The organism is Novosphingobium sp. FW305-C-30-35 (assembly GCF_058783135.1).
This window is the reverse complement of record NZ_JBYSYJ010000001.1, coordinates 2,070,222-2,096,077: the sequence shown is the minus strand read 5'-3', so window position 1 is coordinate 2,096,077 and position 25,856 is coordinate 2,070,222. Positions and strand designations below refer to the sequence as shown.

The 25,856-nt window shown below is 64.5% G+C and carries 21 protein-coding genes; 8 read left to right on the top strand and 13 right to left on the bottom strand.

Going from position 1 to position 25,856, the window contains the following annotated elements; genetic code table 11:
* Nucleotides 1-100 precede the first annotated feature (100 nt).
* Nucleotides 101-1,009, top strand: a complete 909-nt coding sequence (locus AC3WLM_RS10365) for an SDR family NAD(P)-dependent oxidoreductase (RefSeq protein WP_193827565.1) — start codon at nucleotides 101-103, stop codon at nucleotides 1,007-1,009.
* A gap of 134 nt (nucleotides 1,010-1,143) precedes the next feature.
* Here AC3WLM_RS10365 and AC3WLM_RS10360 read toward each other — a convergent pair whose 3' ends face one another.
* Genes AC3WLM_RS10360 through argH form a run of 4 tightly spaced genes read right to left on the bottom strand, consistent with a single transcriptional unit; the run spans nucleotide 1,144 to nucleotide 4,818 of the window.
* Nucleotides 1,144-1,917, bottom strand: coding sequence for a precorrin-2 dehydrogenase/sirohydrochlorin ferrochelatase family protein (locus AC3WLM_RS10360; protein WP_492477310.1), 774 nt, complete (start codon nucleotides 1,915-1,917; stop codon nucleotides 1,144-1,146).
* 1 nt (nucleotide 1,918) lies between these two features.
* Nucleotides 1,919-3,178 carry a diaminopimelate decarboxylase gene (gene lysA / locus AC3WLM_RS10355; RefSeq protein ID WP_492477309.1) on the bottom strand — a complete coding sequence of 420 codons (1,260 nt, stop codon included), beginning with the start codon at nucleotides 3,176-3,178 and terminating at the stop codon, nucleotides 1,919-1,921.
* Nucleotides 3,179-3,187: 9 nt separating this feature from the next.
* Nucleotides 3,188-3,439 (bottom strand): hypothetical protein, encoded by a 252-nt coding sequence (locus tag AC3WLM_RS10350; RefSeq protein ID WP_039336391.1) that lies wholly within the window; start codon nucleotides 3,437-3,439, stop codon nucleotides 3,188-3,190.
* Nucleotides 3,436-4,818, bottom strand: coding sequence for an argininosuccinate lyase (gene argH, locus AC3WLM_RS10345; protein ID WP_492478115.1), 1,383 nt, complete (start codon nucleotides 4,816-4,818; stop codon nucleotides 3,436-3,438). The genes AC3WLM_RS10350 and argH overlap by 4 nt, the downstream gene beginning before the upstream one ends.
* 25 nt (nucleotides 4,819-4,843) lie before the next feature.
* On the opposite strand from argH, the gene AC3WLM_RS10340 reads away from it, so the two are divergent.
* The 4 genes from AC3WLM_RS10340 (at nucleotide 4,844) to AC3WLM_RS10325 (ending at nucleotide 9,717) form a co-directional block, all read left to right on the top strand.
* Complete coding sequence (locus AC3WLM_RS10340; protein WP_492477308.1) at nucleotides 4,844-5,428, top strand: TlpA family protein disulfide reductase; 585 nt, start codon at nucleotides 4,844-4,846, stop codon at nucleotides 5,426-5,428.
* Between the two features lie 183 nt (nucleotides 5,429-5,611).
* Nucleotides 5,612-6,751: a phosphoserine transaminase gene (locus AC3WLM_RS10335; RefSeq protein ID WP_062347477.1), complete on the top strand. Its 1,140-nt coding sequence runs from the start codon at nucleotides 5,612-5,614 to the stop codon at nucleotides 6,749-6,751.
* 174 nt (nucleotides 6,752-6,925) lie between these two features.
* Entirely contained in the window at nucleotides 6,926-8,512 is a 1,587-nt protein-coding gene (gene serA, locus AC3WLM_RS10330) for a phosphoglycerate dehydrogenase (RefSeq protein WP_039336384.1), read from the top strand.
* Between the two features lie 86 nt (nucleotides 8,513-8,598).
* Nucleotides 8,599-9,717: an ATP phosphoribosyltransferase regulatory subunit gene (locus AC3WLM_RS10325; protein ID WP_492477307.1), complete on the top strand. Its 1,119-nt coding sequence runs from the start codon at nucleotides 8,599-8,601 to the stop codon at nucleotides 9,715-9,717.
* 638 nt (nucleotides 9,718-10,355) lie between these two features.
* On the opposite strand, the gene AC3WLM_RS10320 is transcribed toward AC3WLM_RS10325, so the two are convergent.
* The 9 genes from AC3WLM_RS10320 to AC3WLM_RS10280 form a co-directional block, all read right to left on the bottom strand.
* On the bottom strand, nucleotides 10,356-11,300 hold the full coding sequence (locus tag AC3WLM_RS10320) for an alpha/beta hydrolase (protein WP_492477306.1): 945 nt from the start codon (nucleotides 11,298-11,300) through the stop codon (nucleotides 10,356-10,358).
* A gap of 84 nt (nucleotides 11,301-11,384) precedes the next feature.
* Entirely contained in the window at nucleotides 11,385-13,529 is a 2,145-nt protein-coding gene (locus tag AC3WLM_RS10315) for a TonB-dependent receptor (protein WP_492477305.1), read from the bottom strand.
* Between the two features lie 137 nt (nucleotides 13,530-13,666).
* On the bottom strand, nucleotides 13,667-14,470 hold the full coding sequence (locus AC3WLM_RS10310) for a class I mannose-6-phosphate isomerase (protein ID WP_039336375.1): 804 nt from the start codon (nucleotides 14,468-14,470) through the stop codon (nucleotides 13,667-13,669).
* Nucleotides 14,467-15,507: a mannose-1-phosphate guanylyltransferase gene (locus tag AC3WLM_RS10305; protein WP_492477304.1), complete on the bottom strand. Its 1,041-nt coding sequence runs from the start codon at nucleotides 15,505-15,507 to the stop codon at nucleotides 14,467-14,469. The genes AC3WLM_RS10310 and AC3WLM_RS10305 overlap by 4 nt, the downstream gene beginning before the upstream one ends.
* 44 nt (nucleotides 15,508-15,551) lie before the next feature.
* On the bottom strand, nucleotides 15,552-16,799 hold the full coding sequence (locus AC3WLM_RS10300; protein WP_492477303.1) for a glycoside hydrolase family 130 protein: 1,248 nt from the start codon (nucleotides 16,797-16,799) through the stop codon (nucleotides 15,552-15,554).
* A gap of 31 nt (nucleotides 16,800-16,830) precedes the next feature.
* Entirely contained in the window at nucleotides 16,831-19,191 is a 2,361-nt protein-coding gene (locus AC3WLM_RS10295) for a glycosyltransferase family 4 protein (protein ID WP_492477302.1), read from the bottom strand.
* Nucleotides 19,192-19,392: 201 nt separating this feature from the next.
* Entirely contained in the window at nucleotides 19,393-20,142 is a 750-nt protein-coding gene (locus tag AC3WLM_RS10290) for a TonB family protein (protein ID WP_492477301.1), read from the bottom strand.
* An 88-nt stretch (nucleotides 20,143-20,230) separates the two neighbouring features.
* Nucleotides 20,231-20,626, bottom strand: coding sequence for an acyl-CoA thioesterase (locus tag AC3WLM_RS10285; protein WP_062344899.1), 396 nt, complete (start codon nucleotides 20,624-20,626; stop codon nucleotides 20,231-20,233).
* Nucleotides 20,623-22,713: a S9 family peptidase gene (locus tag AC3WLM_RS10280; protein WP_492477300.1), complete on the bottom strand. Its 2,091-nt coding sequence runs from the start codon at nucleotides 22,711-22,713 to the stop codon at nucleotides 20,623-20,625. The genes AC3WLM_RS10285 and AC3WLM_RS10280 overlap by 4 nt, the downstream gene beginning before the upstream one ends.
* A gap of 62 nt (nucleotides 22,714-22,775) precedes the next feature.
* Here AC3WLM_RS10280 and AC3WLM_RS10275 point away from each other — a divergent pair, with 62 nt between their 5' ends.
* The 3 genes from AC3WLM_RS10275 to AC3WLM_RS10265 all read left to right on the top strand — a co-directional run bounded on the left by AC3WLM_RS10275 (nucleotide 22,776) and on the right by AC3WLM_RS10265 (nucleotide 25,850).
* Complete coding sequence (locus AC3WLM_RS10275; protein ID WP_492478114.1) at nucleotides 22,776-24,575, top strand: aminopeptidase P family protein; 1,800 nt, start codon at nucleotides 22,776-22,778, stop codon at nucleotides 24,573-24,575.
* 55 nt (nucleotides 24,576-24,630) lie between these two features.
* Nucleotides 24,631-24,999: a VOC family protein gene (locus tag AC3WLM_RS10270; protein ID WP_039336487.1), complete on the top strand. Its 369-nt coding sequence runs from the start codon at nucleotides 24,631-24,633 to the stop codon at nucleotides 24,997-24,999.
* A gap of 236 nt (nucleotides 25,000-25,235) precedes the next feature.
* Nucleotides 25,236-25,850 carry an EF-hand domain-containing protein gene (locus AC3WLM_RS10265; protein ID WP_492477299.1) on the top strand — a complete coding sequence of 205 codons (615 nt, stop codon included), beginning with the start codon at nucleotides 25,236-25,238 and terminating at the stop codon, nucleotides 25,848-25,850.
* Nucleotides 25,851-25,856 lie beyond the last annotated feature (6 nt).

Sequence of the window (25,856 nt, the reverse complement as noted above, 5' to 3'; positions counted from 1 at the left end):
TGCTGCGGCAACGCCTCGCCCGTTGCGTTCCGGCCCTCGCCGTGGCATCGCTGATGCCTGCGTTAATCGCCCGGTTAGGGCGCTCCGGAGAGACCCAAGCATGAGCATTTCGTTCGAAGGCCGCGTCGCGATCGTTACCGGAGCAGGCGGTGGCCTTGGCCGCGCCTATGCCCTCGAACTCGCCCGACGCGGGGCGAAGGTTGTGGTCAACGACCTTGGCGGATCGCGCGATGGCACGGGCCATTCGGACGCAGCGCTCAAGGTCGTCGAGGAAATCGAGGCCATGGGCGGCGAGGCCATGTCGAACGGCGGCTCGGTCAGCGAATACGAGCAGATGGTCGAGATGGTCGCCAAGGCCAAGGAACGCTGGGGCGGCGTCCACGTGCTGATCAACAACGCCGGCATCCTGCGCGACAAGAGCTTCACCAAGATGGACCCGGCCGATTTCGAGATGGTCGTGCGCGTCCACCTGATCGGCTCGGCCTTCGCCACCAAGGCCTGCTGGGACCTGATGCGCGAACAGAACTACGGCCGCATCCTGATGACGGCATCGTCCACCGGACTGTTCGGCAACTTCGGGCAGGCCAACTATGGCGCGGCCAAGCTCGGCCTCGCCGGGCTGACCAAGACGCTCTATCTTGAAGGCGCGAAGAACAACATCAAGGTCAACACGCTGGCCCCGGTTGCCGCCACGCGCATGACCGAGGATATTTTCCCCGAGGAAGCCTTCAAGCTGTTCGGCCCCGAAAACGTCGTCCCCGCCGCGCTCTTCCTCGTCTCGGAAGATGCGCCGACCAACGCCATCGTCGGCGCAGGCGGCGGCGCATACCACGGCGCATGGGTCACCATGAACAAGGGCGTCCTGCTGGCACCGAACGAGCGCACCGTCGAAGGCTTCGCCGCCAACTGGGACAAGATCAGCGACCGCACCGGCGACTTCGCCCCGCAATCAGGCGCGGAACAGAGCCAAGTTATCATCGGGCAGTTGCAGGCGGCGATGAAGGGGTAACTGTCCGCTTTAAAACCACGTCGTCCCGGACTTGATCCGGGACCCCGCTGCCTTTTGCGGCCTCGGTGAAAACGCAGCTTGCGGCAAGAAAAGTGGGGTCCCGGATCAGGTCCGGGACGGCCAGGAGTGATCAGTCAAACTACTCGCAGCACCACGACGATCCCGCCCTGCGGAACCTCACACCCGGCGAGCACACGCACCGCATCGGCCCGTGCGCGTGACAGGACTTCCGGCGCAACGCCTGGATCATGCACCACCACGTCCGCCTGCCCCAGCAGCCGCGCGGCGCGTAGGGTAAGGTCTTCGGGGTCGTTCGAGGTCAGGGTGATTTCGAAGCGCCCGGACTGCCCTTCCGCGCCAGAAGCCAGCCAGTCAGCCACCTTCGCCTCGCTCCCGGCCCGGAACAGGTCGAGTTCGCCGCCCTCGTCCAGCGCCGCATCCAAAGCTCGGCGGCGGTCGGCGACCGAGGACCAACGCTTGCGCATCCCCTCGCGCGCCTCTTCCAGCGCGCGGGCCAAGGCGCCCAGCCCTTGCGGCAGCAGGCGCTCCAGCCGCAGGCGCAGGATCTTGGCGAGGCCTGCCGAGGCCCCGCCCGTGCCCACGGCGATCAGCACCGGGTCACGGTCGAGGATCGAGGGCGTGGTGAAATCGCACAGTTCGGGCCTGTCGACCACGTTGACCAGCAGGCCGGCACAGCGCAGCCGGATCGCGTCGCCCTGCGCCATGTCGGGATTGTCGTGCGCGATGAAGGCGAGGCGCGCGCCGTCGTCGATCCCGGCGTTGATATCGCGGTAGATCACTCCGCCCGCGCGCTCGATCAGGCGCTGCTTGGCCGCGGCGGCATCTCCCTCGCCCAGCAGGATCACCGGCTGGCCCGCGATGCGGTGGAAGAGGGGGAGCGAATGCATCTTACTTGAGGAAGTCCGGCACGCGCTCTGCCGCCAGGATCGTCGCGGGATCGATGCGATCAGCCACCACGGCCCACTTGTCGCCATCGACCATGACTTCGGGCACCAAGGGCCGCGAATTGTAGGTGTTGGCCATCGTCGCGCCATAGGCCCCGGCGGTGCGGAACACGGCGAGATCGCCGCGCCCAACCTTGTCGATGGTGCGAGCCATGGCGAAGGTGTCCGAGCTTTCGCAGATCGGGCCGACGATGTTGGCGGTGAAGGTCTCGCCCTTCGGTTCAACGGCGGCGAAATCGTGCCAGGCGTCGTAAAGCGCCGGGCGCGCCAGATCGTTCATTGCGGCGTCGACGACGACCCAGGGGTGCCCCACGCCTTCCTTCACGCGGATCACCTCGGTCACCAGCACGCCGGTGTTGCCGGTGATGACGCGGCCCGGTTCGAACATCAGGGTCACGCCCCAGTTGCCGGTCACCCGCGCGACCATCGCCGCATATTCGGCGGGCTGCGGGAACACCTCGCCCGCCTTGTAGGGCACACCGATGCCGCCGCCCAAGTCCATGTGCGTGACGCTATGGCCAGCAGCGCGGATCTCTTCCATCAGCCCGCCGACCTTGTTGAAGGCGGCTTCCAGCGGCTCGAGCCTGGAAAGCTGGCTGCCGATGTGCAGCGTGAGGCCGCGCATGTTCAGGCCCGGCGTATTGGCCAGTCGGCCATAGATTGCCGCAGCACGATCGAACGGCGCGCCGAACTTGTTCTCGGCCTTGCCGGTGGAAATCTTGCCGTGCGTCCCGGCGTCAACGTCAGGATTCACGCGCAGCGCGGCCGAGGCAACCTTGCCCATGGACGCGGCGATTTCCGCCAGTTCCAGCCCCTCTTCCTCGCTTTCGAGGTTGAACTGGCCGATCCCGGCTTCGATGCCACGGCGCATTTCGGCCGCGGTCTTGCCCACGCCCGAGAACACGATGCCATCGGGCGCCATGCCTGCCGCCAGCGCGCGTTCCATCTCGCCTCCCGAGACGACATCGGCGCCGTAGCCTTCGGCAGCCAGGACCTTGAGCACGGCGAGGTTGGGGTTGGACTTGACCGCGAAGGCGATCTTCACATCGCGCAGCACGCCAAGGGCATCGCGGAACACGCGGGCGTGGCGGGTCAGCGTCGCGCGCGAATAAACATAGACGGGCGTGCCGACCGCCGCCGCGATCACCGGCAGGGGCACGTTCTCGGCGCAGAGCACGCCGTTGTTCAGTTCAAAATGGTCCATCGGAAATTCTCAGTCTTCGGGAGGCAGGTCGAAAGGATCGTCTTCGCGATCCTGCGAGCGGCGACGCGGCTCGACGTTGCGCGCAGGGGCTGCCTGCGCGGGGGTTTTGAGCAGATCGTCCGCGCCCGGCTGGACCTCGCGGCCATAGGGGATCGGCGGCGGCGTCTGGTCTGGCGCCAGCTTCAGCTCGGCCTTGTTGCCGCAGCCCGCCAGAGCGAGGGCGCCAAGGGTGCCGAGCAAAATGGTACGCGAAAGCTTCAAGCCGATTCCTCCAGCCCCAGCGCGACGCGCGCCTGGGCCACGCGCTTCCTTACCTCGTCCGGCGCGGTTCCGCCATGGCTGCAACGCGCCGCCACGCTCGCCTCGACGGAAAGCGCGGCGTAGACGCGATCGTCGATGCGCTGGTCAATGGCCTTGAGGTCCTCAATCGAGAGCTGATCGAGCGCGATGCCGCGCGATTCGGCCAGTTTCACGGCGCTGCCGGTGATGTGATGCGCCTCGCGGAACGGGATGTTCGCCTGCCGCACCAGCCAGTCGGCGAGGTCGGTCGCCGTGGCATAGCCGAGTTCGGCGGCGGCGCGCATCCGGTCGGTGCGGAACTTCGCTTCGGCGACCATGCCGGTCATCGCGGCGATGGACAGGGCGAGCAGGCTGGCAGCTTCAAACACCGGCGGCTTGTCGTCCTGCATGTCCTTCGAATAGGCCAGCGGCAGGCCCTTCATCGTGATCATCAGGGCGGTCAGGCAACCGACGATCCGTCCGGAATGCCCGCGCACCAGTTCGGCGGCATCGGGGTTCTTCTTCTGCGGCATGATCGAGCTGCCGGTCGACAGGCTGTCGGGCAGCGTCACGAAGCCGAAGGGCTGGCTTGCCCAGATGATGAACTCCTCGGCCAGCCGCGAAAGGTGCAGCGAGCACTGCGCCGCCGCCATCAGGTAATCGAGCGCGAAATCGCGGTCTGACACCGAATCGAGGCTGTTGTCGGTTGGCCCGTCAAAGCCGAGCGCTTCAGCGGTGCGGAAACGGTCGATGGGGAATCCGGTGCCCGCCAGCGCCGCCGCGCCCAAGGGGCTGCGGTTCATGCGGCTGCGCGCATCGGCAAAGCGCGAACGGTCCCGCCCGACCATCTCGTAGTAGGCCATCAGGTGATGGCCAAGCGTGACGGGCTGCGCGGTCTGCAGGTGGGTGAAGCCGGGCATGATCGATGCGGCGTGTTCGCCTGCGCGGCTCACCAGCGCCACCTGTAACTGCTTGAGGCCAAGCTCGGCCTGGTCCATCGCATCGCGCACCCACAGGCGGAAGTCCGTCGCCACCTGGTCGTTGCGGCTGCGCGCGGTGTGGAGGCGCCCTGCCGCCGGGCCGATCAGTTCGGCAAGGCGGCTTTCGGTGGTCATGTGGATGTCTTCGAGGTCCCAGTTTTCGGGCACCCCGTTGGCCTCATACTCCGCCGCGACCTGATCCAGCCCTTGCGCGATCAGCGCAGCATCCTCGGCCGAGACGATTCCCTGCGCACCCAGCATGTCCACATGGGCCTTTGACGCGGCGATGTCTTGCCGCCACAGCGCCTTGTCGAAGGGAATCGAGGCGTTAATCTCGCGCATGATCGCCGAGGGACCGCCTGCGAAGCGCCCGCCCCACATCTGGTTGGAGCCTGATTTGTCGCCCATGTCCGTCTATTCGCCCAAAGTGCTGTTGCTCGTGGCGGCCCTTGCCGTTGCGGGGTGCGATAGGCAAGCGCCGAGCGACTCGCAACCGCAGAGCAGCGCGGCACCTACGGAATCTGTCGCCAAGGGCGAATTCAATGGCACGCTCGACATCGCCAATCGCGGCAAGGACATGCCCGACTTCACCGTGACCGACCCGTCGGGCAAGTCGCTCAAGCTGCGCGACCTCAAGGGCACGCCGGTCCTCGTCAATCTCTGGGCCACCTGGTGCGGACCCTGCGTCCTCGAGATGCCGATGCTCGACAAGCTGGCAGCGGACAACGCGGGCAAGCTCCGCGTCCTCACGGTTTCGCAGGACATTGAAGGTGGGGCGAAGGTCGCACCGTTCTATGCCGAGAAGAAGTTCGCCAAACTGGAACCCTGGCTCGACACCGAGAACAACCTCGGCTTCTTCTACGAGACGGGGATGCTGCCGACGACGGTGCTTTACGATGCACAAGGCAAGGAAGTCTGGCGCATGATCGGCGCGCATGACTGGTCAGGTCCAAGGACCGCCGCGATGCTCGCCGAAACCCTCGAGAAGTAGGCCGTTGGCGCAGGGGAGTTGGCCCCTTGCCCCGGAGAGTTGGGGGTGAGTTGGGGGAAACTTGCCCCAGAGTTCAGGAGAGTTGGAAACGGAATGGTTTGACATTCGCTCACGCGCCACTAGAGCGGCCGGCGGGCCACGCGGTCCCAACGCCGCGCGTGCTCTCTGCAAGGAGAGACTACAATGTCTGCTACGATTCCGGCTCGCAAGCCTGCGCGCCCCTTCTTCTCGTCCGGTCCCTGCGCAAAGCCGCCCGGATACTCCCCCGAAAAGCTCAGCACCGAATCGCTCGGCCGGTCACACCGCGCCAAGATCGGCAAGACGCGCCTGCAGTATTGCATCGACCTGATGCGCGAAGTGCTGCAGCTGCCCGATACGCACCGCATCGGCATCGTTCCGGGGTCTGACACTGGCGCTTTCGAAATGGCGATGTGGACGATGCTGGGCGCCCGCCCCGTCACCACGCTGGCATGGGAATCATTCGGTGAAGGTTGGGTCACCGATGCCGCCAAGCAGCTCAAGCTCGATCCCACGATCCTGCGCGCCGACTATGGCCAGATCCCCGATCTGAACGCGATCGACTGGTCGAACGACGTGCTGTTCACCTGGAACGGCACCACCTCGGGCGTGCGCGTGCCGAACGCCGATTTCATCCCGGAAACCCGCGAAGGCCTCTCGTTCGCCGACGCGACTTCGGCTGTCTTCGCCTACGACATCGACTGGTCGAAGATCGACGTTGCCACCTTCTCCTGGCAGAAGGTCCTTGGCGGCGAAGGCGGCCACGGCGTGCTGATCCTGGGGCCCCGCGCGGTCGAACGGCTCGAAACCTACACCCCTGCATGGCCGCTGCCGAAGGTGTTCCGCCTTGTTTCAAAGGGCAAGCTGGCCGAGGGCGTGTTCAAGGGCGAGACGATCAACACCCCCTCGATGCTCGCCGTCGAAGACGCGATCTTCGCGCTCGAGTGGGCCAAGGGTCTGGGTGGGCTGAAGGGCCTCCAAGCGCGCAGCGATGCCAATGCGGCAGCGCTCAACAAGATCGTCGAAGAGCGTTCGTGGCTCTCGCATCTGGCCGCTGACGAAGCGACGCGGTCGAAGACCTCGGTCTGCCTCTCGGTCGAAGGCGCGGACGCAGACTTCATCAAGAAGTTTGCAGGCCTGCTCGAAAAGCAGGGCGCGGCCTATGACATCGCCGGTTACCGCGATGCCCCGGCGGGCCTTCGCATCTGGTGCGGCGCGACCGTCAATGCCGAGGACATCGCCGATCTCGGCCCGTGGCTCGACTGGGCCTACGAGACGACCAAGGCCGAACTGGCTGCGGCCTGATCAAGGCTTGGCGCTGCTGCAGGGTAGCGCCAAGACCTTCCCGTTCTTCCAGTCGTCACCCTGTCCTTGGTTCAGGGTCCATCTCTCCCCCTCAACCGACATTTCGGGCCGAGGGATGGATGCTGAAACGAGTTCAGCATGACGGTGTCTCATTCTGATGGATTGGATCGAAACATGACCAAGCCCAAGGTTCTCATTTCCGACAAGATGGATCCCAACGCCGCCCGCATCTTCACCGAGATGGGCTGCGACGTCGACGTGATCACCGGCGAAACCCCGGAACAGCTGATCGCCCGCATCGGCGAATACGATGGCCTCGCCATCCGTTCCTCGACCAAGGTGACCAAGGCGATCCTCGATGCCGCCACCAACCTCAAGGTCATCGGCCGCGCCGGCATCGGCGTCGACAACGTCGACATCCCCTACGCCTCCTCGAAGGGCGTGGTGGTGATGAACACCCCGTTCGGCAACTCGATCACCACCGCCGAACACGCCATCGCGATGATGTTCGCACTGGCCCGCCAGATCCCGGAAGCCAACGCGCAGACGCAAGCTGGCCTGTGGCCGAAGAACGGCTTCATGGGCGTTGAAGTCACCGGCAAGACATTGGGCCTGATCGGCGCTGGCAACATCGGCTCGATCGTTGCCAGCCGCGCGCTTGGCCTCAAGATGAAGGTTGTCGCCTTCGACCCCTTCCTGACGCCCGAGCGCGCCGTGGAAATGGGCGTCGAAAAGGCCGACCTCGACACGCTGCTGGCCAAGGCGGACTTCATCACGCTGCACACGCCGCTGACCGACCAGACCCGCAACATCCTCAGCCGCGAGAACCTCGCCAAGTGCAAGAAGGGCGTGCGCATCATCAACTGCGCGCGTGGCGGCCTGATCGATGAAGCCGCACTCAAGGATGCTCTGGATTCGGGCCAGGTCGCAGGCGCCGCGCTCGACGTGTTCGAAACCGAACCCGCCAAGGAATCGCCGCTGTTCGGCACCCCGAACTTCATCTGCACCCCGCACCTCGGCGCGAGCACGACCGAAGCGCAGGTCAACGTCGCCCTTCAGGTGGCCGAGCAGATGGCCGATTTCCTCGTGACGGGCGGCGTCACCAACGCGCTCAACATGCCCTCGCTCTCGGCCGAGGAAGCGCCGAAGCTCAAGCCCTACATGGCGCTGGCGGAAAAGCTCGGCAAGCTGGTGGGCCAGCTCGCGCACGACAACCTGACCAAGATCGCCATCGAGGTTGAAGGTGCTGCCGCGCAGCTCAACCAGAAGCCGATCACGGCGGCGGTCCTTGCCGGCCTGATGAGCCAGTATTCGCAGAGCGTGAACATGGTCAACGCGCCGTTCCTCGCCAAGGAGCGCGGGCTCGACGTGCGCGAAGTGCGCCACGATCGCGAAGGCGAATACCGCACGCTGGTTCGCGTCACCGTCAGCACCAGCCAGGGCGAGCGGTCGGTTGCGGGCACGCTGTTCGGCAACGGCCAGCCGCGCCTCGTCGAGATCTTCGGCATCGGCATCGAGGCCGATCTCGACGGCGACATGCTCTACATCGTCAATTCCGACGCGCCCGGCTTCATCGGCCGCATCGGCACGCTGCTCGGCCAGTCGGACATCAACATCGGCACCTTCCACCTCGGCCGTCGCGAAGCCGGCGGTGAAGCCGTGCTGCTGCTCTCGCTCGACAGCCCGGTCCCGCAGGACGTGCTCAAGCAGGCCTGCGACATCGAAGGCGTACGCGTGGTCAAGGCGCTGAACTTCGTCTGATCCAGCGTCAGCGTGAAATCGAGGGGCGGGTGCAGCGATGCGCCCGCCCTTTGCTTTTGGCTACCTAGCCGCTAAGCGCCGCAACCATGACCGACGTCGATTCCAGCTTGCTGCCCGAGGGGCTTGAGGACCGCCTGCCTGCCGAGGCGGCGACCACCACGCGCGTGATGCGCAGCATTCAGGATGTGATGCACGGCCACGGCTATGACCGCGTGCTGCCACCGATGATCGAGTTCGAAAAAAGCCTCGCCGCCCGGATGGCGGGCATTCAATCACGCCGCATGTTCCGCTTCACCGATCCGTCGAGCCTGCGGATGATGGGTTTGCGTTCGGACCACACCCCGCAGATCGGTCGCATCGCGCAGACGCGGCTGGCCGAAGCGGCGCGCCCCTTGCGGCTGATGTATGCAGGGCAAGTGCTGACCATCAAGAGCGACGGGCTGAACCCCGCGCGCGAGAAGCTGCAGTGCGGCGCGGAGCTGGTCGGTGCGGACAATCTGGCGGCGGCTACCGAGATCGTCTCCATCGCCGTCGAGGCTCTGCAGGCCGCAGGCGCGCGCGGCGTCAGCGTCGATTTCACCCTGCCCGATCTGGTCGATACGCTCGCCGCCAAGGCCTTCCCGCTTGCGCCCGAACAGATCGAGGCGGTGCGCCGCGAACTCGACACCAAGGATGCGGGCGGCCTGCGCGATGTGGGCGGCGAGGCCTATGTGCCGCTGCTCTACGCCACCGGCGAGTTCGACAGCGCGATCGAGAAGCTTTGCGAGATCGACGCAGGCGGCGCGCTCGCCTCGCGCATCACTGCGCTCAGGCAGATCGCGGCCAGCCTGAACGGCGCGGCGCGGCTGACGCTCGATCCCAGCGAGCGCCACGGCTTCGAATACCAGACTTGGTTCGGCTTCACCCTCTACGCCGAAGGCGCGCGCGGCCCGGTGGGACGCGGCGGCACCTATCGCATTGCGGGCAATGGCAAGGACGAAGCCGCCACCGGCTTTTCGCTGTACCCGGATGCGTTGATCGACCTGCTTTCGGCCAGCGAAACGCCGGAGGACCGCGTGTTCCTGCCGCTGGGGCATGACCGTGACGAGGCGGCACGGTTGCGCTCGATTGGGTGGCGTACGGTTGCGGCGCTCAGCGATGCGGACAGTGCGCAGGGGTTGGGGTGCACACATGTGTTGGGCAAGGGTGGGCCGGAGAAGGTTTGAGAACAGCGAACGGCAGCTTTTGCGTCATTCTTCACTGGAAGACGCCTTTCCGGAGAGCGACGCCATTGCAGACAAGATGAGCCAGTTTGCGTATGCGCATAGCATGGACGCAGTTTTCGACATTCTTTGGTGGCTCTGGTGTCCCGTGGCGGCGTTATTGGTTCAGGCGGTCGCCATTCGATTGTATCGTCCGAGAAACGCCGCTCAAGAAACAACAGTTGGATGCTTAGCCTGACTCGCCAGCTTCGCAGTTGCGATGCTGTTTGTCTCCTGGTCAGGAATGCAGCTTTACGGTTTCCATTCAGACGATGCACGGAGCTGGGCTGGCTGGTTCGTGCTGTTCATCTCACCTTTTGGACTTCCACTGCTCTTCGGCGCACCAGTGGTGTTAATTCTGAAGGCTCTCCTGACTTGGTGGAAGGCAGTTACAATTTCTCGCCGCCGTTAGTGACCGCTGCCCACCCAATTCCTGCCATCCAAATAACAACGTCATAAACCCAAAACCCGTCGTCCCGGACTTGATACGGGACTTGGCTTTTCTTCTTCAGCGCTGGACCGTGGAACGAAGCCAAGCCCCGTGTCGAGCACGGGGCGACGGTGAGGTCGGTTTGGAAACTGCCATCCGCGCCATCCCAAACCTACCCCCCAAACACCCCCTTCAACCACGCATCCATCACCGGCGTCGCTGGATAGTCCGGTTCGCCCAGCTTGCGGTTGATTTCGGCGTGGCCCTGGAGGCCGGTGCCGGGGAAGCTGCCGTATTCGACGTTCACGCCCGCTTTCTTCAACGCCGCGCCGAGTTCCTGCGCCTGCGCCACGCCGTCCTTGCGCTGGACGTTGAGGAGGAGGAAGCGCGGGGCGTTGGGGGCGGCGGCGTGGTAGGTGGGGGATAGCGCCTTCTGGCGCGCCGGGTCGGTGCCGAAGGCCTGTTTGTAGGTATCGGCCATCATCCGGCCGGCCTGCTCCATCTGCTTCGGCACGTCATAGGCCGCGCCGTCGTTGGGCATCACGCCGTCGATATCGGCGAAGGACAGGCCTGCCTTGCGCAAGTATTGCTCGTCCGTGCCGACCAGCGCGACGAGGTGTGCGCCCGCGCTGTGGCCGGTGATGACGACCTTGCTGCGATCGATGTTCAGCTTGTCGGCGCGGGCCAGCAAATAGGCCAGCGCCTGCGCCACGTCGCTCGCCTGCTGCTCTACCGTGGCATTGGGCACGAGGCGGTAGTTGATCGAGGCAAAGGCATAGCCCTGATCGCGCAGATGGCCGGGCAGGGCATTGCCCATCGCGGTGTCCTTGCTCCCGCGCTTCCACCCGCCGCCGTGGACGTAGAGCACCAGCGGGACCTTGGGCTTGGGCCTGATGTCGATGGTCACCGGAGCCCAGAAGTCCATGACCTGCAGGGGATCGGAGCCGTAAGCGAAGGTCTGCGCGCCCGGCGCACGATCACGCTTGGCAGAGCCTTCCGCACGCTGCTCCATGCGCTTGGCGATGCGTTCGCGCAAACGCTCGCCGGGGCGCGCTTCCGCCAGCCCTGCGCCGAGAATGACCAGCGCCGCCGCGCCGGCGATCCATGTCCGCTTCATGCCGTGACCTCACCGTTTTCCCTTGCTGAGAAAACTGATGGGCCACGGCTTTATCTGCGATGAACCGCCAGATTCAGCAGGTGATCAGAAGCTGAAGCGGGCGCTCAAGCGAATATCGCGCCCGAACAGCGGGGCGACATCCTTGAGGAAGCTGGTGTGGCGGCGCGCTTCCACATCGAAGATGTTGTTGGCCTGCAGCATCAGCGTGGTCTGCGATTGCGCGCCGAACGGCTTCCACGAAACGCTCGCGTTGACCATGGTCCAGGCCGGCGTTTCAGTTTCGAACGCGGCAATGCGGCGCTGCGCCGTGGCATGCTCCACCTCCAAGCGCCCGCCGATCACGCTGCCACTGGCTTCCAGTCCGCCAATCAGGCGCAGCGGGGGAATGCGTGGCACGGCCCCGCCCTGTTGACCATTGGCGCCCAGCACATCGGCGCGGGTGTAATCGACAAGGCCGGTCAGTTCGAAGCGGGTATCGCCCGCCTGAGCCACGGTAACCGCGCCTTCGGCCTCGAAGCCATAGAAGCGGGCGTCGGCCTGAGCATACTGGAACACCGGCAGTTCGTCCTCTTCCTCGCCGGTGGGGTTGAGGAAGATGTAATTGTCGAACCGGTTGATGAAGGCGGAAAGCTCGACGCGCCAGCCTTCGCCGCGTCCGCGCAGCACCGCTTCGCCGCCGATCTGCCGTTCCTTGCGGAAATCGGGATTGCCGATCTCGAAGGCGCGGGTGGCGGCGTGGGCACCGTTGGCGAACAGTTCTTCGGCGGAAGGCGCACGTTCGCTGCGGGCCCCGCTCAGGGCAAGGCGGAAGCCACTGCCGAGATCGACCGAACCACCCAGCGAGAGCGAGACCGAATCGAACGTCCTCTCCCGCCCGATTGCAGCGGACCTGACGGTCGCATGCTCGTAGCGCGCCCCCGCTTCCAGCTTCGCGACGCCGAGGTCGAACTCCTGAAGGGTGAACAGGCCGATCTGCCGTGTCTCGTTGGCGGGAATATAGGCCTCTTCGCCCACGGCATTGAAATTGCGGCTGAAGTACTGGAGGCCACTGGCACCCTGCCAGCCGTTGCGCTGTGCCTGCACCAGTTCGGCGCGCGCTTCCCAGCTCCTGTTGAAGAAGCTGGTGCCGATTTCCCCGGTCGATTCAATCTCGTCGTGGCGATAGTCAGCCCACCCGCCGCGCACCTTCAGCTCCTTGAACGCGCCGCCCAGCGGCACTGCGCCGCGCACGTCGACGCGGGTCTGCCGCATGTCGAGGGTGATGTCCTCATGGCCGTGGCCCTCGTGGTCGTCTTCGGCCAGCGCCGTGACACCCCCTTCTTCGCCGTGATCGTCGTGGTGGATTTCAAGGCTGTTGGGAATGCCGTAGCGATTTTCGAGATGGCTGACGGCAAAGCCGAAGTTCGCACCATTGCTGCCGACCCATCCGAGACCACCGGCCACGTCCCAGGTGCGCGCGGACGTGTTCTCGAGCCGCCCCCGCGCCTGCGCCTCATCGGCCACCTCGCCACCCTCTTCCGCCGCTTCCTCACGCAGATCCTTGCTGAACACGAAGCCACCGGTGCGGTAATTGCCCGATTCAAAGAAGCTGCCGTCCAAATGCGCCACAAACCCGCCACCCAGCGGCGCGTTTACCGAGGCTGCGACATTGCGCTCTTCGGCTGCCGAGGCGAGGCCGGCCACGGCGTCGACGTGCGGTCCTGACTGGGGCACCTCGCGCGGGATGCGCAGATCGCGCATGTTGACCACGCCACCGATCGCGCCCGATCCATAGAGCAGCGCAGCCGGGCCGCGCAGGATCTCGATGCGGTCGGCCAAGAGGGGATTGACCGCCACGGCATGGTCGACCGATGTGTTCGACACGTCGAAGCTGCCGATCCCGTCGGTCAGCACGCGCACCCGCTCGGAATCCAGCCCGCGCAGGATCGGGCGCGAAGCATTGGGGCCAAAGAAGGTGGAGGACACACCCGGCTGGCGGGCCAGCGTCTCCCCGATGGTCGAGCGCTGCTGCAACTGCAGATCGTCACCCTGAAGGACGGTTACTGCCGACGCCACATCGTCGCGCTTGCGTTCGAACGGGGCGCTGACGACGATCTGGATCGACGGCTGAGTGTGCCCGTCTGCCTGGTCATCAGCTGCAGGAGCAGAAGCCTGCTGCGCCACGGCGGGGACGGCGAATGCAACAGCGCAAATCGGTGAAGCGCTGAGGAAGAGAGCAGAAAGACGCATGGAATGTCCTTGCTGAATGCGACTGGCCACCCGCCCTTCGGGCTGCGGCGTTGGCGGCTCCATACAGGCGCCGCACGCATGTTACAACATAACATTACATGAATCCGCCACCCTTTTTCCAAGGAAGAACGAGAACGCTAGGCCGGTCGGACGAGCAGGCAGGTGCCGGATGCAGAGAACGCCACGTCGGCGGCAGCAGCGGCAAGGGCGCAATGGCCTACGTCCACTGCCTCGCCCGCTACCGCAACGGCGGCATCGACCGGGATGACAAGGCATGGACCGTCATACGCATTTTGCACATCGGCCGCAGGCTCGCCAATCACGCAATCGGCACGGAAATACTTGCCGCTGGCCAGCTTGCCCGGTTTCGACAGAACACCGTGGCGCCGCAGCGAGGGGTCGTGCGGCTCGCCCCGTGCAACCGCAACGCTCTGCTCAAGGTGCAATTCGCGAGGTCGGCCATAGTCGTAGAAACGATAGGTGATGTCGCTGTTCTGCTGGATTTCGATCAGGCTTATACCCGCCCCGATCGCGTGCACTGTGCCGGCGGGAATATAGAAGAAGTCCCCGCGCTGAACCGGATACCAGTCCATCAGCTCTTCGATGCTGCCATCGAGCGCTGCTGTGCGCAGCGCTTCGCCATCCAGATGCTGGCCAAAGCCAATGCCCAGCTTCGCGCCCGGCTCGGCATCAAGGATCAGCCAGCATTCCTCCTTGCCGCGATCCTGCTCGCCCAGCGCCCTCGCCTGCGCGTCGCTGGGATGCACCTGCACCGAAAGCTTGTCGCTGGTGAAGATGTACTTGATCAGGACCGATGGCAGTTCGGGCGGCGGCTCGAACCAGATTTCGCCAATGCTCTTGCCCGAGTAGGATTCGAAAGGCGGGGGCAGATCGTTCTTTCCCCAAGGTTTTTCGACTATCCGCCTCGGCAGCAATTTCACTGGTTCGCAGCTCCGGAAAGTTTGCCCACGCCTTGCGCACCTTCGGGCGTGCAGACGAGGACTTCGTCGCCATCGACGACGATCATGAGGTTAGACGCGCCCACCACCGAAACGCGGGGGCCATCACTCATAACGAGTACGTTGCTGCAATCCTTCAGTTCCGCCCGACCGCGGACGGCATTGCCCGCTTCATCGCGATCTTGCGCTTCGTGCAGGGCCTGCCAGTTGCCGATGTCGGACCATGCCATCTCAGCCGGGACCATAGCTGCGCGCGAAGTGTTTTCCATGACGGCATAGTCGACGGATTCGCTGGGTACCTTGGCAAAGGCTTCGTGATCGGGATGAAAACGCATGCCATCTTCCCGCCCTTTGGCCACGGCCTCGCGCACGGCCGACAGAATGTCGGGCCGATGTCGGCCGAGTTCCTCGAGGAAGGTGCCGACCCTGAATGCGAATATGCCCCCGTTCCAGGCATAGTCGCCGCTGCCGAGGAACTCGATCGCGCGGGCCAGATCGGGCTTTTCGACGAAGCGCTCGACGCGGCGACCGCCGGTGCCGTCGATCGCTTCCCCCTGCTTGAGATAACCGAAACCGGTCTCGGGCGCAGTGGGCACGATGCCGAAGGAAACGAGCCAGCCATCCTGCGCCAGTGCCGCCGCCTTGTGCGCGGAGGCCCGGAAGGCATCGCAATCACCGATATGATGGTCGCTGGGGCAGACCAGCATGATCGCGTCTTCCGGCAGGGTCAGCGCGGCAAGCGCGATCGCCGCCGCAGTGTTGCGCGCTTCCGGCTCGACAATGATGCGGGTATTGGCAGGATCAGGCAACTGCTGCTCGACATGATCGAGATGAGCTGCCCCGGTCACGACGACTGGATTGCCAAAGCCTTCCCCCACCGGGCAGCGCAGGACGGTTGCGCGAAACAGCGTCTCGTCGCCTACTAGCGGAAGGAATGGCTTTGGCCGCGCCTTGCGCGAGCGCGGCCAAAGACGGGTGCCGCTACCGCCGCACAGGATCACGGGAACTGTATTGGTCATGTGTTGCCTTGATCTGACTTGCTGCAGCGCAGCGAAGCACTGTTCTAGCGAGTTGCATCCATTCTTGCCAGCATCTCGCCAACCGATGTCGTAGCGAACCCCACGGCGCTGTCTGATATGCCATATGGCACAAGCAACTGATCCTCGACCAGCAGCGCACCGCAAGTATAGACTACGTTGGGAACATACCCGAAGCGATCGGCATCAATGGCTGTCAGCAATGGCTTGCTTGAGCGCGCGATGACTTTCGAAGGGTCATCACGATCGAGCAGGGCGCAGCCCAACGCGTACTTGCGCATCGCGCCCACACCGTGCGTCAGCAACAGCCAGCCGTGGTCGGTCAGAATGGGGCTGCCGCAGTTGCCGATCTGCACGAATTCCCAAGGGAATTCCGGCTCCATCAGCAGCACGCCATCATCTTCCCAGCGCTCCAGGCTGTCCGAGCGGAGCAGGAACAGGTTCTTGCCGTCCTGCCGGCCGACCATGCAATATTGCCCGCCCACCTTCTGCGGAAACAGCGCCATGCCCTTGTTCCGACCGGCGCGCCCGACGATGGGTTCAAGCAGGAAGGACCGGAAATCCCGCGTGCGCAGCAGTTCGGACCTGATATCTGCTCCGGAATAGGCAGTGTAAGTGCCGATCCACTCGTAATCCCCACCGCCATGGTCAAAGCGGACAAGGCGGAGGTCTTCCAAGCCGCCGCGTTGCTGTTCGGTCACAGGAAAGATCACGCTGTTGGAAAGCGTGCTTTCTGAGTGCCGATGCAACGTGACGGCGCAATCGGCCCCTTGGCACACCGTCAGGCTGTCGTCCGGCAGCATGGCTGTTGCAAAATGGCTCTGCGGCCAGAGTTCGAAAGCGCCGTCGGGAAGGGCAATGCCTTCCCGGAAGACGATCGAACTGATGTGCCCCTCGCCCACGGCACGCAGGCTCATCACGAACCGGACTGCGCCGTCGGTCATGCCCGACTGGTCGGGATGCGGCACGATGCTCGGGTTCATCAGGGCCGCAGCGGCATAAGTGTATTCGTGGCAGAAGTAGGCACCGATGAGCCGCTTGCGGCGGATCGACAGTTCCGAACCATCGAAGTTGAGCACCGCCTCCATCTGGCGATAGCGCTCCTCGAAAAGCTGTTCGGTCTGCCAGTGACGCTCCTCGAAATCGTGGAGCACGCGCGCGTACTCCTCGTCTGCCTCCTTGTGGCCAAGCGAAAGGACATCGGCGACGAGCTTGCGCGCGCGCGCGCCAGAGCCGCCGGGCCCCTGCCAGCCAAGATGAAATGGACGAAGCACGACCCTGGAGGGATCGGCATGAAGTCGTTGTTCAAGCACCCGCAAGCTGTTGCGTACCCTTGCTGTTGATCTTCATGGCAATGGCATGGGGCGGAATAGGTTCCTGACGGATCGTTCCGGAACCCGGTCGCCGCGCAATATCGACCATGGCGTAATGCGCAAGTTGGAACGCGAGGATAGACTCCGCACCGCAGTTGAGGTTGACCCCTTGCGGGGTCACGCCATCGCGGCAGCGGCCTGACACGATATCGCCAAGCACCTCGCCGCGGTCATTACCGCCCAGGAACCAGCGATAGGCGGTTTCCGCATGACGCAGCCATGTAATATCACCGGTCGCGGCATAGGCGGTCGCCGCCGCATCGACCGCAGCCCAAGCTTCCAGTGGCTGCTGGTCGAACGGCATGTTCTCATAAGGCCGACCGAAGGTTTCCGAACCCACCGGGCGGAAGTGCCCCTGCGCCGAAACCTGCTGCCGCGCAATGAAACGCAGCGAGGACAGGCCGGATTCCACCCAGTCAGCTCGCTCCAGAACCTGCCCGGCCCCGATCAGCGCCTGGGAAAGGCGCGGATTGTCATAGCTGAGCACGGCTTCGAACCAAGCCCAATCGGGGCGACGCGCTTCGTTGAGAAGGTTGGCAAGCAACTCGGCGCCGTGGCGAAGGCTGTTCAGCGCCTCGCCATGTGCAGGGTTGGCGCGCAAAGCCTCGATGCAGCCGAGCATCACGAACGCAACCGTGCGAGGGGCATCCATCGTGCAAACCGGAGCAAGCGCGATGTCGAACCACTGTGCTGCCCAGTGCCGAAGCCCGGCGTCCGGCGCATCGTTCATGGCCCGGCCCAGCGCCCAGACCGTTCGGCCATTGCTGTCGGCCGATCCGATCGGTTCACACCAGGTCCGGTCAAAGTTCATGAAGTTGCGAAAGGCGCGCGCGTCGGGATTCCAGGCGTGCTGGATGAACGAGGCATAGACCATGGCCCAGCGCTGCCGCTCTGCCAGGGGCACGGTGTCGGCCACTCCCATCAGCATCAGTGCCCGCACGTTGTCATCCAGGCAGTAGCCATGACGGCGGTCGGGCACTGTCAGGATGGAGTGTTGCAGCATGCCGGTGGCATCGCTCATCGCAGTCACGCCAGAGAAGCCCGGCGTCGCGAGCAACGGGGTCGTGCGATCAGGTCGGACCACCACGCTTTCGACCAGTTCGCGGGCGGCGCCGGCAAAGCGGGGCCAGATCGTCTCGCGGCCCTTGCCCCAAGCGCGCTTCTGCACGGCATGCAGTTCGTCGGGATCATCAAGCAGGCGATTCACAGCGGCTGCAATCACATCGGCCCGGCGCGGATCGACCAGAACCCCCACCCCATCGGCAAGGAGTTCTCGGGCGTGGACATATGGGGTCGAGACCACAGCCTTGCCCAATGCCACGGCATAGCTGAGGGTCCCCGAGGTGGATTGTTGCATGTTGGGGTATGGGGTCAGGTAGATGTCGCAGGCCTCGAGCTGGTCGAGCAGTTCGTCCAGATCGAGGAAGCGGTTGTCCCACTCGATGTTGGCGGCAACACCCAGATCCTGAGCGAGGGCCTCAAGGCTCTCGCGATAGCGCTCGCCTTCGCTGGCAACGAGGTTGGGGTGGGTGGCACCAACGATGCGATAGACGACATCGGGATGGTTCTGCACGATGGCCGGCAGCGCCTCGATGACCGTTTCAAGCCCCTTGCCTGGGCCGAGCAGGCCGAACGTCATCATAACGCGCCGTCCCTCATGGCCGATGCGCGCCTTGTAGGCCTCGCCACGGCCGAACGGACGGTCTGGCGCGCCATGCGGAATCACCATGATGCGTTCGGGAGCAACGCGGTAGAGATCCTGCAGCAGCCCCATCGAGTGCTGCGACATGACCATGACCCGCGAGGCGCGGCGCAGGATGTGCTCAAGAACGTCGCGCTGATGCGCGGATGGCTGGGCCAGAACCGTATGCAGGGTGACGATCAGCGGCGCCGCAACCCGGTCGACGAGTTCGAGCACCATATCGCCATCCGCACCCCCGAAGATGCCGTATTCGTGCTGGAGCCAGACCGCGTCGACCGCGTCCTCGTTCATGCGGCGCGCCGCGGCACGATAGTCCTCGACCTGATCTGAACGGATGAGCCCGCGCACATCGTCGTATTCAAGCGGCGAACGCGCATCGTCGATGACGTGAAGATCGACCGAGATGTCCGAATGATGCGCCCGGAGCTGCTCGTAGATATCGGTGGTAAAGGTGGCGATGCCGCACTTGCGCGGCGTGTAGCCCCCAATCAACGCAACGCGGCAGGGCGCTTTCTGGCCGCGACGGAGGAAGGAGAGGACTCCGGGAGCGGAAGCGTCGCCGGTGCCGAAGGCATTTTCGATGAGAGTCATGGCGTGCAGGTTTCCGAAGGCTCGTCGCAAACCGCATGGCGCGGATGCTGTACTTTCGATGAACCAACGCAGGGAGAGCAATCCGGTTGCATTGCGATGCAACAAAAATAGCGCGGAAATAACGCAGGTTACCGCAAAAGTTCTTCTATCCAACCATTTGTATAACTTAGGATAAAAGAACTGCTATGTTGCAGTGCAGTATTATGGTTCGAACCAGCGCTGTTCCCAGCCGTAGCTGGAGGTAACCGGATTGCCTTCCGCATCAAGCGCAGGCCGAAAGCGGAAGCGCTCGGTGGCAAGACGGCAAGTTGTCGCATCGGCCTCGGGCACGCCACTCGCGCGGTAGACACGGCAGGACGATACGCGTCCGTCCGTGCCGACCGTCAGCAGGATAACCACGCGCTTGCCGATGCGTTCCTGCTGGCTGCTGACCGGGTAGTCACGGGTCGAGCGGATATCTCCGGCGATCTTTTCTGCCTTCCGGGCAAGACCACCACCCGAACCATTGCCGCTGGCGCCGCTGCCGGTGCCCGTGCCCTCACCACCGCCGCCGGTCCCCTGCCCTTGCGCGGCTGCGCCCGAACGCGCGTCTTGGCCGGTCGAGGCGACCGGTGGCGCATTCTCCTTGCGCGAAGGGACGCGAGCCTTGGCGATCACCGGTTTGGGCTTGGCCTTCTTCCCCTCCTCCCCCGAAGCGCCAGCGGGTTCGGGCGTGGTCGGACTGGGCGTGGGCTTGGGCTCGTCCAGCGGCACATCGAAAGTGCTGGTGGTGAAAGCCTCCTTGGCCAGATCGGTCATGGCCGGGACCCCGCCGAAACCGTGGATCACACCCCACAGCACAACGATATGCAACAATGCGGCGAGCACGGTGGGCGCAAGCCGCTCGCGCCCGCTGCGCTGGCGGTCGCGATAGCGCCCTGACGGCGTGACTGCGCCACTCGTCCTATCCACGTACTGCCCTTGCATCTGCGGCCAAACGCATTCGGGTCATCTATGGTTGCAACCATTCAGGCAGAATGGAAAGCCTCAGGACGAAACCCTATGGCAGGAACGGCGCGGCAACATCCTTCGGTACGCGCAGGATGCGGCCTGATGCGCGGTCGATAATCGCCCAGGTGGTCTTCGCGCTGACGATGACCTTGCCGCCTGCGTTGCGGAAATCCACGCGCCGGTCGAACCTCGCGCCGGTGGGCGGTTCCGGAATAAAGGTCTCGGCCGTGACGCTCTCGCCCGAAACGATGTTTCCGCGATAATCGATCTCGTGCCGCGTCACGACCCAGACGTAGGCCTGTTGGTGCTCGGGTGAGGCGACCGCGGACCAGTGCGCGGTGGCGATATCCTGAATCCAGTTCACCCACACCGCATTGTTGACATGGCCAAGCTCGTCGATGTGCTCGGGGCCTGCGGTAAAGGTGAGGGTGTGGCGGTTACTCAAGCATCCACCCCCAGCTGCCACAGGATGAAGGCGAACTCTTCCGCCGTTTCCTTTAAGGATTCGAACCGGCCCGACTTGCCGCCATGGCCCGCGCCCATGTTGGTCTTGAGGATCAGCTCGTTGCCGTCGGTCTTCACCTCGCGCAGCTTCGCCACCCACTTGGCAGGCTCCCAATAGGTCACGCGCGGGTCGTTGAGGCCTGCAGTCACCATCAACGGCGGATAGCCCTGCGGCTTGACCTGATCATAGGGCGAGTACGACTGGATCAGTTCGAACGCCGCCTTGTCCTCGATCGGGTTGCCCCATTCAGGCCACTCGCCCGGTGTCAGCGGCAGGTCCTCGTCAAGCATGGTGTTGAGCACGTCGACGAACGGCACGTGGGCCACGACCGCGCCCCACAGGTCTGGATCGGAATTGATCACTGCGCCCATCAGTTCACCCCCGGCCGAACCGCCGGAAATGCTGATCTTGCCAGCCTGCGTGAACCCACGCTCGATCAGGCCCCTGGCGACGTCGACGAAGTCGTTGAAGCTATTGGTCCGCGCTTCCAGCTTGCCCGCCTTGTACCACGCGCGGCCAAGATCGTCGCCGCCGCGGATATGCGCGATGGCATAGGCAAATCCGCGGTCGACAAGGCTCAGCCGCGTGGTCGAGAAGCCCGGCCCGATGGCGATGCCATAAGCGCCGTAACCATAGAGGTGCAGCGGACCGCCCTGTTCGCCATTGATGGCCGCGCGGTCCTTGCGCCAGACCACGCTGACCGGGACCATCGTGCCATCGCGCGCCGCAATTTCCAGCCGCGCCGTGTCATAAAGCGAAGCATCGTACCCGCTCGGGATTTCCTGCACCTTGAGCAGGGTCAGGCTGCGGGTGGCCACGTCATAGTCATAGGACGACGCCGGGCTGACCATCGATTCATAGCCGACGCGCAGCACGCTCATGTCCCATTCGGGATTGTCGCCAAGCGAAGCTTCGTAGCTTGCTTCGGGAAACTCGATCGGTTCGATGCGAGACGGATCGTCGTAATAGCGCACCTCGATCCGGTCCAACCCGCGCACACGCCCTTCGATCACGTAGAAGTCGCGGAACAGGTCGAACCCGGTAAGGTAGAAATCGTCCGTTCCCTCGATCAGCGTGGTCCATTCGCCGGGATTCGCGAGCGGCGCCGTGGCGAGGCGGAAGTTCTCGTGGGTATCGTTGGCGTGGATATAGAGAACGCCGTCGCGCTCATCGACATCGTACTCCACGCCCTTCTGCCGGGGTTTGACCAGCAGGGGTTCGGCAAGAGGATCGTCCGCCGGAACCAGTCGCACCTCGCCCGTCTCGTGGTCGCCGGTCGAAATGATCAGCCACTTCTCGTTGGCCGAAAGCGACGCGCCCACGCGGAAGCCCTCGTCGTCCTCGTGATAGAGTTCGACGTCGTTCTCCAGCGGCTGGCCAATCCAGTGCAGGCGCGCGTTGTCCGTCCGCCAGTTCTCGTTGGCAAGGCTGTAGACGAGGCCGGTGTCGTCCTTCACCCAGATCAGTCCGGAAAGCGTGCCGGGGATCTCGTCGGGCAGGACCTCCCCGGTGGCGATGATCTTGATGCGGGCGGTGAAGCGTTCGGAGCCGTTGTCATCCACCGACCAGGCGAGCTTCGTCCCGTCCTTCGACACCGCAATCGCGCCAAGGCGGAAGTAGTCCTTGCCCTCGGCCAGGGCGACTTCATCGAGAATCAGTTCGTCCGCGCTGCCATCGTCGGGCGCGCCAACCGGCCTGCGCCACCACTTCTTGTATTCGGCGCCTTCCTCGAACTCGATCCAGTAGAGGAAGTCGCCATCCTTCTGCGGCACGGACTTGTCGGCTTCCTTGATGCGGGCGCGCATTTCCTGGAACAGGGCGTCGATGACCGGCTTGCGCTCGGCCATGCGAGCCTCGAACCAGGCGTTCTCGGCTTCGAGATGGGCAAGCACGGCCTTGTCGGTGACCTCGGGATAGCCGGGATCGCGCAGCCAGGCGTAATCGTCGGAGACGGTCAGGCCATGATGCGAAAAGCTGTGCGGAATGCGGGCGGCGACAGGAGGTGTGGCAATGCTCATCCCCCGCATCTATGTTGCGTGCATGATGCCCGCAAGGCGGGCCGCCCACATTCAGGACCGATCCCATGCTGATGCAAACTCATGAAGCCCGCCTCGACGCCTTGCGCAAGCAGCTTGCCAAGGAGGGGCTGGACGGCTTCGTCATCCCCATTTCTGACGAACATATGAGCGAATATGTCGGCGCCTATGCCCAGCGGCTGGAATGGCTAACCGGCTTCGGCGGCTCTGCGGGCACGGCGGTGGTGCTGGCCGATGAAGCCGCGATCTTCGTTGACGGACGCTATACCCTGCAGGTGCGCGATCAGGTCGATGGCAAGCTGTGGTCGTACCAGTCGGTGCCGCAGACCAGCGTTGCGGAATGGCTCGGAAAACATGCTCCGCAAGGTGCGAAGATCGGCTACGATGCCTGGCTCCATGCCAAGAGCTGGGCGCAATGCGTTGCCTCCGCACTCGAACCGCGCGGCGCCTCGCTGGTGGCAGTCACAGACAACCCGGTCGACGCGGTATGGCAGGACCAGCCGGCGCCCTCGCTCGCTCCGGCCGTGCCTCATGCCACCGAACACGCCGGCAAGTCGGCAACGGAAAAGCGGGCCGATGTGGCCGAGTGGCTCGCATCGCAAGGGCTCGACGCTGCGGTCATCACTGCGCTCGATTCGGTGGCCTGGCTGCTCAACATTCGCGGCGAGGACGTGGATCGCACGCCGGTGGCGCTCTCGTTCGTCATCGCCAATGCCGATGGCACCGCCGACCTGTTCATCGCGCCCGAGAAGGTCACGCCCGAACTGACGGCGCATCTCGGCAACGCGGTTCGCGTCCAGCCGCGCGAGGCCTTCGTCCCGGCGCTCCAGGCGCTCAAGGGCAGAAAGGTGGCGGTGGATCCCGAACGGGCGGTGGCCGCGATCTTCCAGGCGCTCGAAGGGGCCGGTGCGCAAGTCGTTGCCGTCACCGATCCGGTCGTCCTGCCCAAGGCCATCAAGAACCCCGTGGAACAAGCCGGCCACCGCGCTGCACAGGCCCGCGATGGCGCCGCCATTGCCCGCTTCCTGCGCTGGATCGAGGTCGAAGCGCCCAACGGCACCGTGACCGAGCTTTCCGCAGCCGACCGCCTGCAAGCCTTCCGCGCCGAGGGCGGGCTGCTCCGCGACCTCTCGTTCGACACCATTTCGGGCGCCGGGCCGAACGGTGCGGTGGTTCACTATCGCGTCAGCGAGGAGACCAGCCGTAAGCTCGAGCCGAACAGCGTCTATCTCGTCGATTCGGGCGGGCAGTACGTTGATGGGACCACCGACATCACCCGCACCGTCTGGGTCGGACCTGACGCGCCGCATGCGGAAGTGAAGGACCGCTTCACCCGCGTGCTCAAGGGCCACATCGCGCTGGCCCGCGCCGTGTTCCCCAAAGGCACCGCCGGCAGCCAGCTCGACAGCTTCGCCCGGCAGTTCCTGTGGTCCGCTGGCCTCGATTACGCCCATGGCACCGGCCACGGCGTCGGCAGCTTCCTCGCCGTCCATGAAGGCCCGCAGCGCATTGCCAAGGCCAGCGGCGGGCAGGCCGGCACCGGCCAGCCGCTCATGCCAGGCATGATCCTCTCGAACGAACCGGGCTACTACAAGACCGGCGAATACGGCATCCGCATCGAAAATCTCGTGCTGGTCGAAAAGCGCGACATTCCCGGCGCCGAGGGCGAGTTCTACGGCTTTGAAACGCTCACCTTCGCCCCGATCGCCCGCGATCTGGTGGATATCACCCTCCTCTCACCCGATGAGCGCGAGTGGCTCGACACTTACCACGCCAAGGTGCGCGACGTGCTGGCCCCGCAGCTCTCCGGTGACGATCTGATCTGGCTGGAAGCGGCCTGCGCGCCCTTGTGACGGGGCATATGTTCACGTATTGTTCCTTATCGACTCAAAGATGAGGAGCAATGCGATGATCGGATACGTCACTGTCGGCACGAATGACCTGGCCAAGGCCGCAGCGTTCTATGATGCCATCGCTGCAGAAATGGGGGTCGGCCGGATGATGGAGTTCGAGACCGGGATTGCCTGGGGCGTGCCCGATGGCGCTGCCGGAATTGCGGCGATGAAGCCTTTCGACGGGCAGCCCGCAACGGTGGGCAATGGCGTCATGGTCGCGCTACAGGCCAAGGACAAGGAACAGGTCGGGCGCCTCCACGCCATTGCGCTTGCCCATGGCGGCACTTGCGAGGGCCAGCCGGGACTGCGCGGTGGTGGCTTCTACGCCGCCTACTTCCGCGACCCCGACGGCAACAAGCTCAACGCCTTCGTGATGGGCTGAACGCAGGCATATCCGCCCGCGCTTGCACGCGGATGAACGCTCCGGTGCAGGCGCGACAAATTGCGACAATAAACCCGCGTCCCCGGCATAGTCGCGCGACAAGCTGCGCCTAGATAGGGACTACAGGAACTGCGGTCGCTGGTTTTCAGTCCCTCCTGAGCAAGGCACTCCCTCCCCCTCTCCTTGCCAAGTGCCAGTGGCCGCAGTCTCCTCCCTCTACTGACGGGAACTAACCGATGAAGAAATTCCAGATTGCGGCTGCCGCTGCAGTGACGGCCACGGCCTCGCTCGCGCTCTACGCCGCCTCGCCCGCCTTCGCGCAGAAGATGGATGCCGACGGCGACAAGACCATCACCTGGGCTGAGGCCAAGGCCAAGTCCGACGAGATGTGGGTAAAGCTCGACGTCAACAAGGACGGCAAGCTCGACCAGGCTGACAAGAATGCCAAGTGGGCCGAGAAGTTCGCCGAGATCGACACCGACAAGAACGGTTCGATCAGCCGCGAGGAATTCATTGCCCATCACCAGCAGATGAAGGGGCCTGAAGGCCGCGATGGTGACCGCAAGGCCCGTCATGGTGGCCGTGGCAACGGCGGCATGAAGGGCATGATGATGGGTGGCGGCATGGCCATGATGGCCGATGCCAACAAGGACGGCACCGTCACCCGCGCCGAATTCGACGCTGGCGTGAAGGCGCACTTCGACATGGCCGATGCCAACAAGGACGGCAAGATCACGCCGGAAGAGCGTCGCGCTTCGATGAAGGCGATGATGGGCAAGATGAAGGGCCCGCACGCCGGCCATATGGGTGCGATGGGTGATGGACCTCCGCCGCCCCCTCCGGCTAACTGATCCACG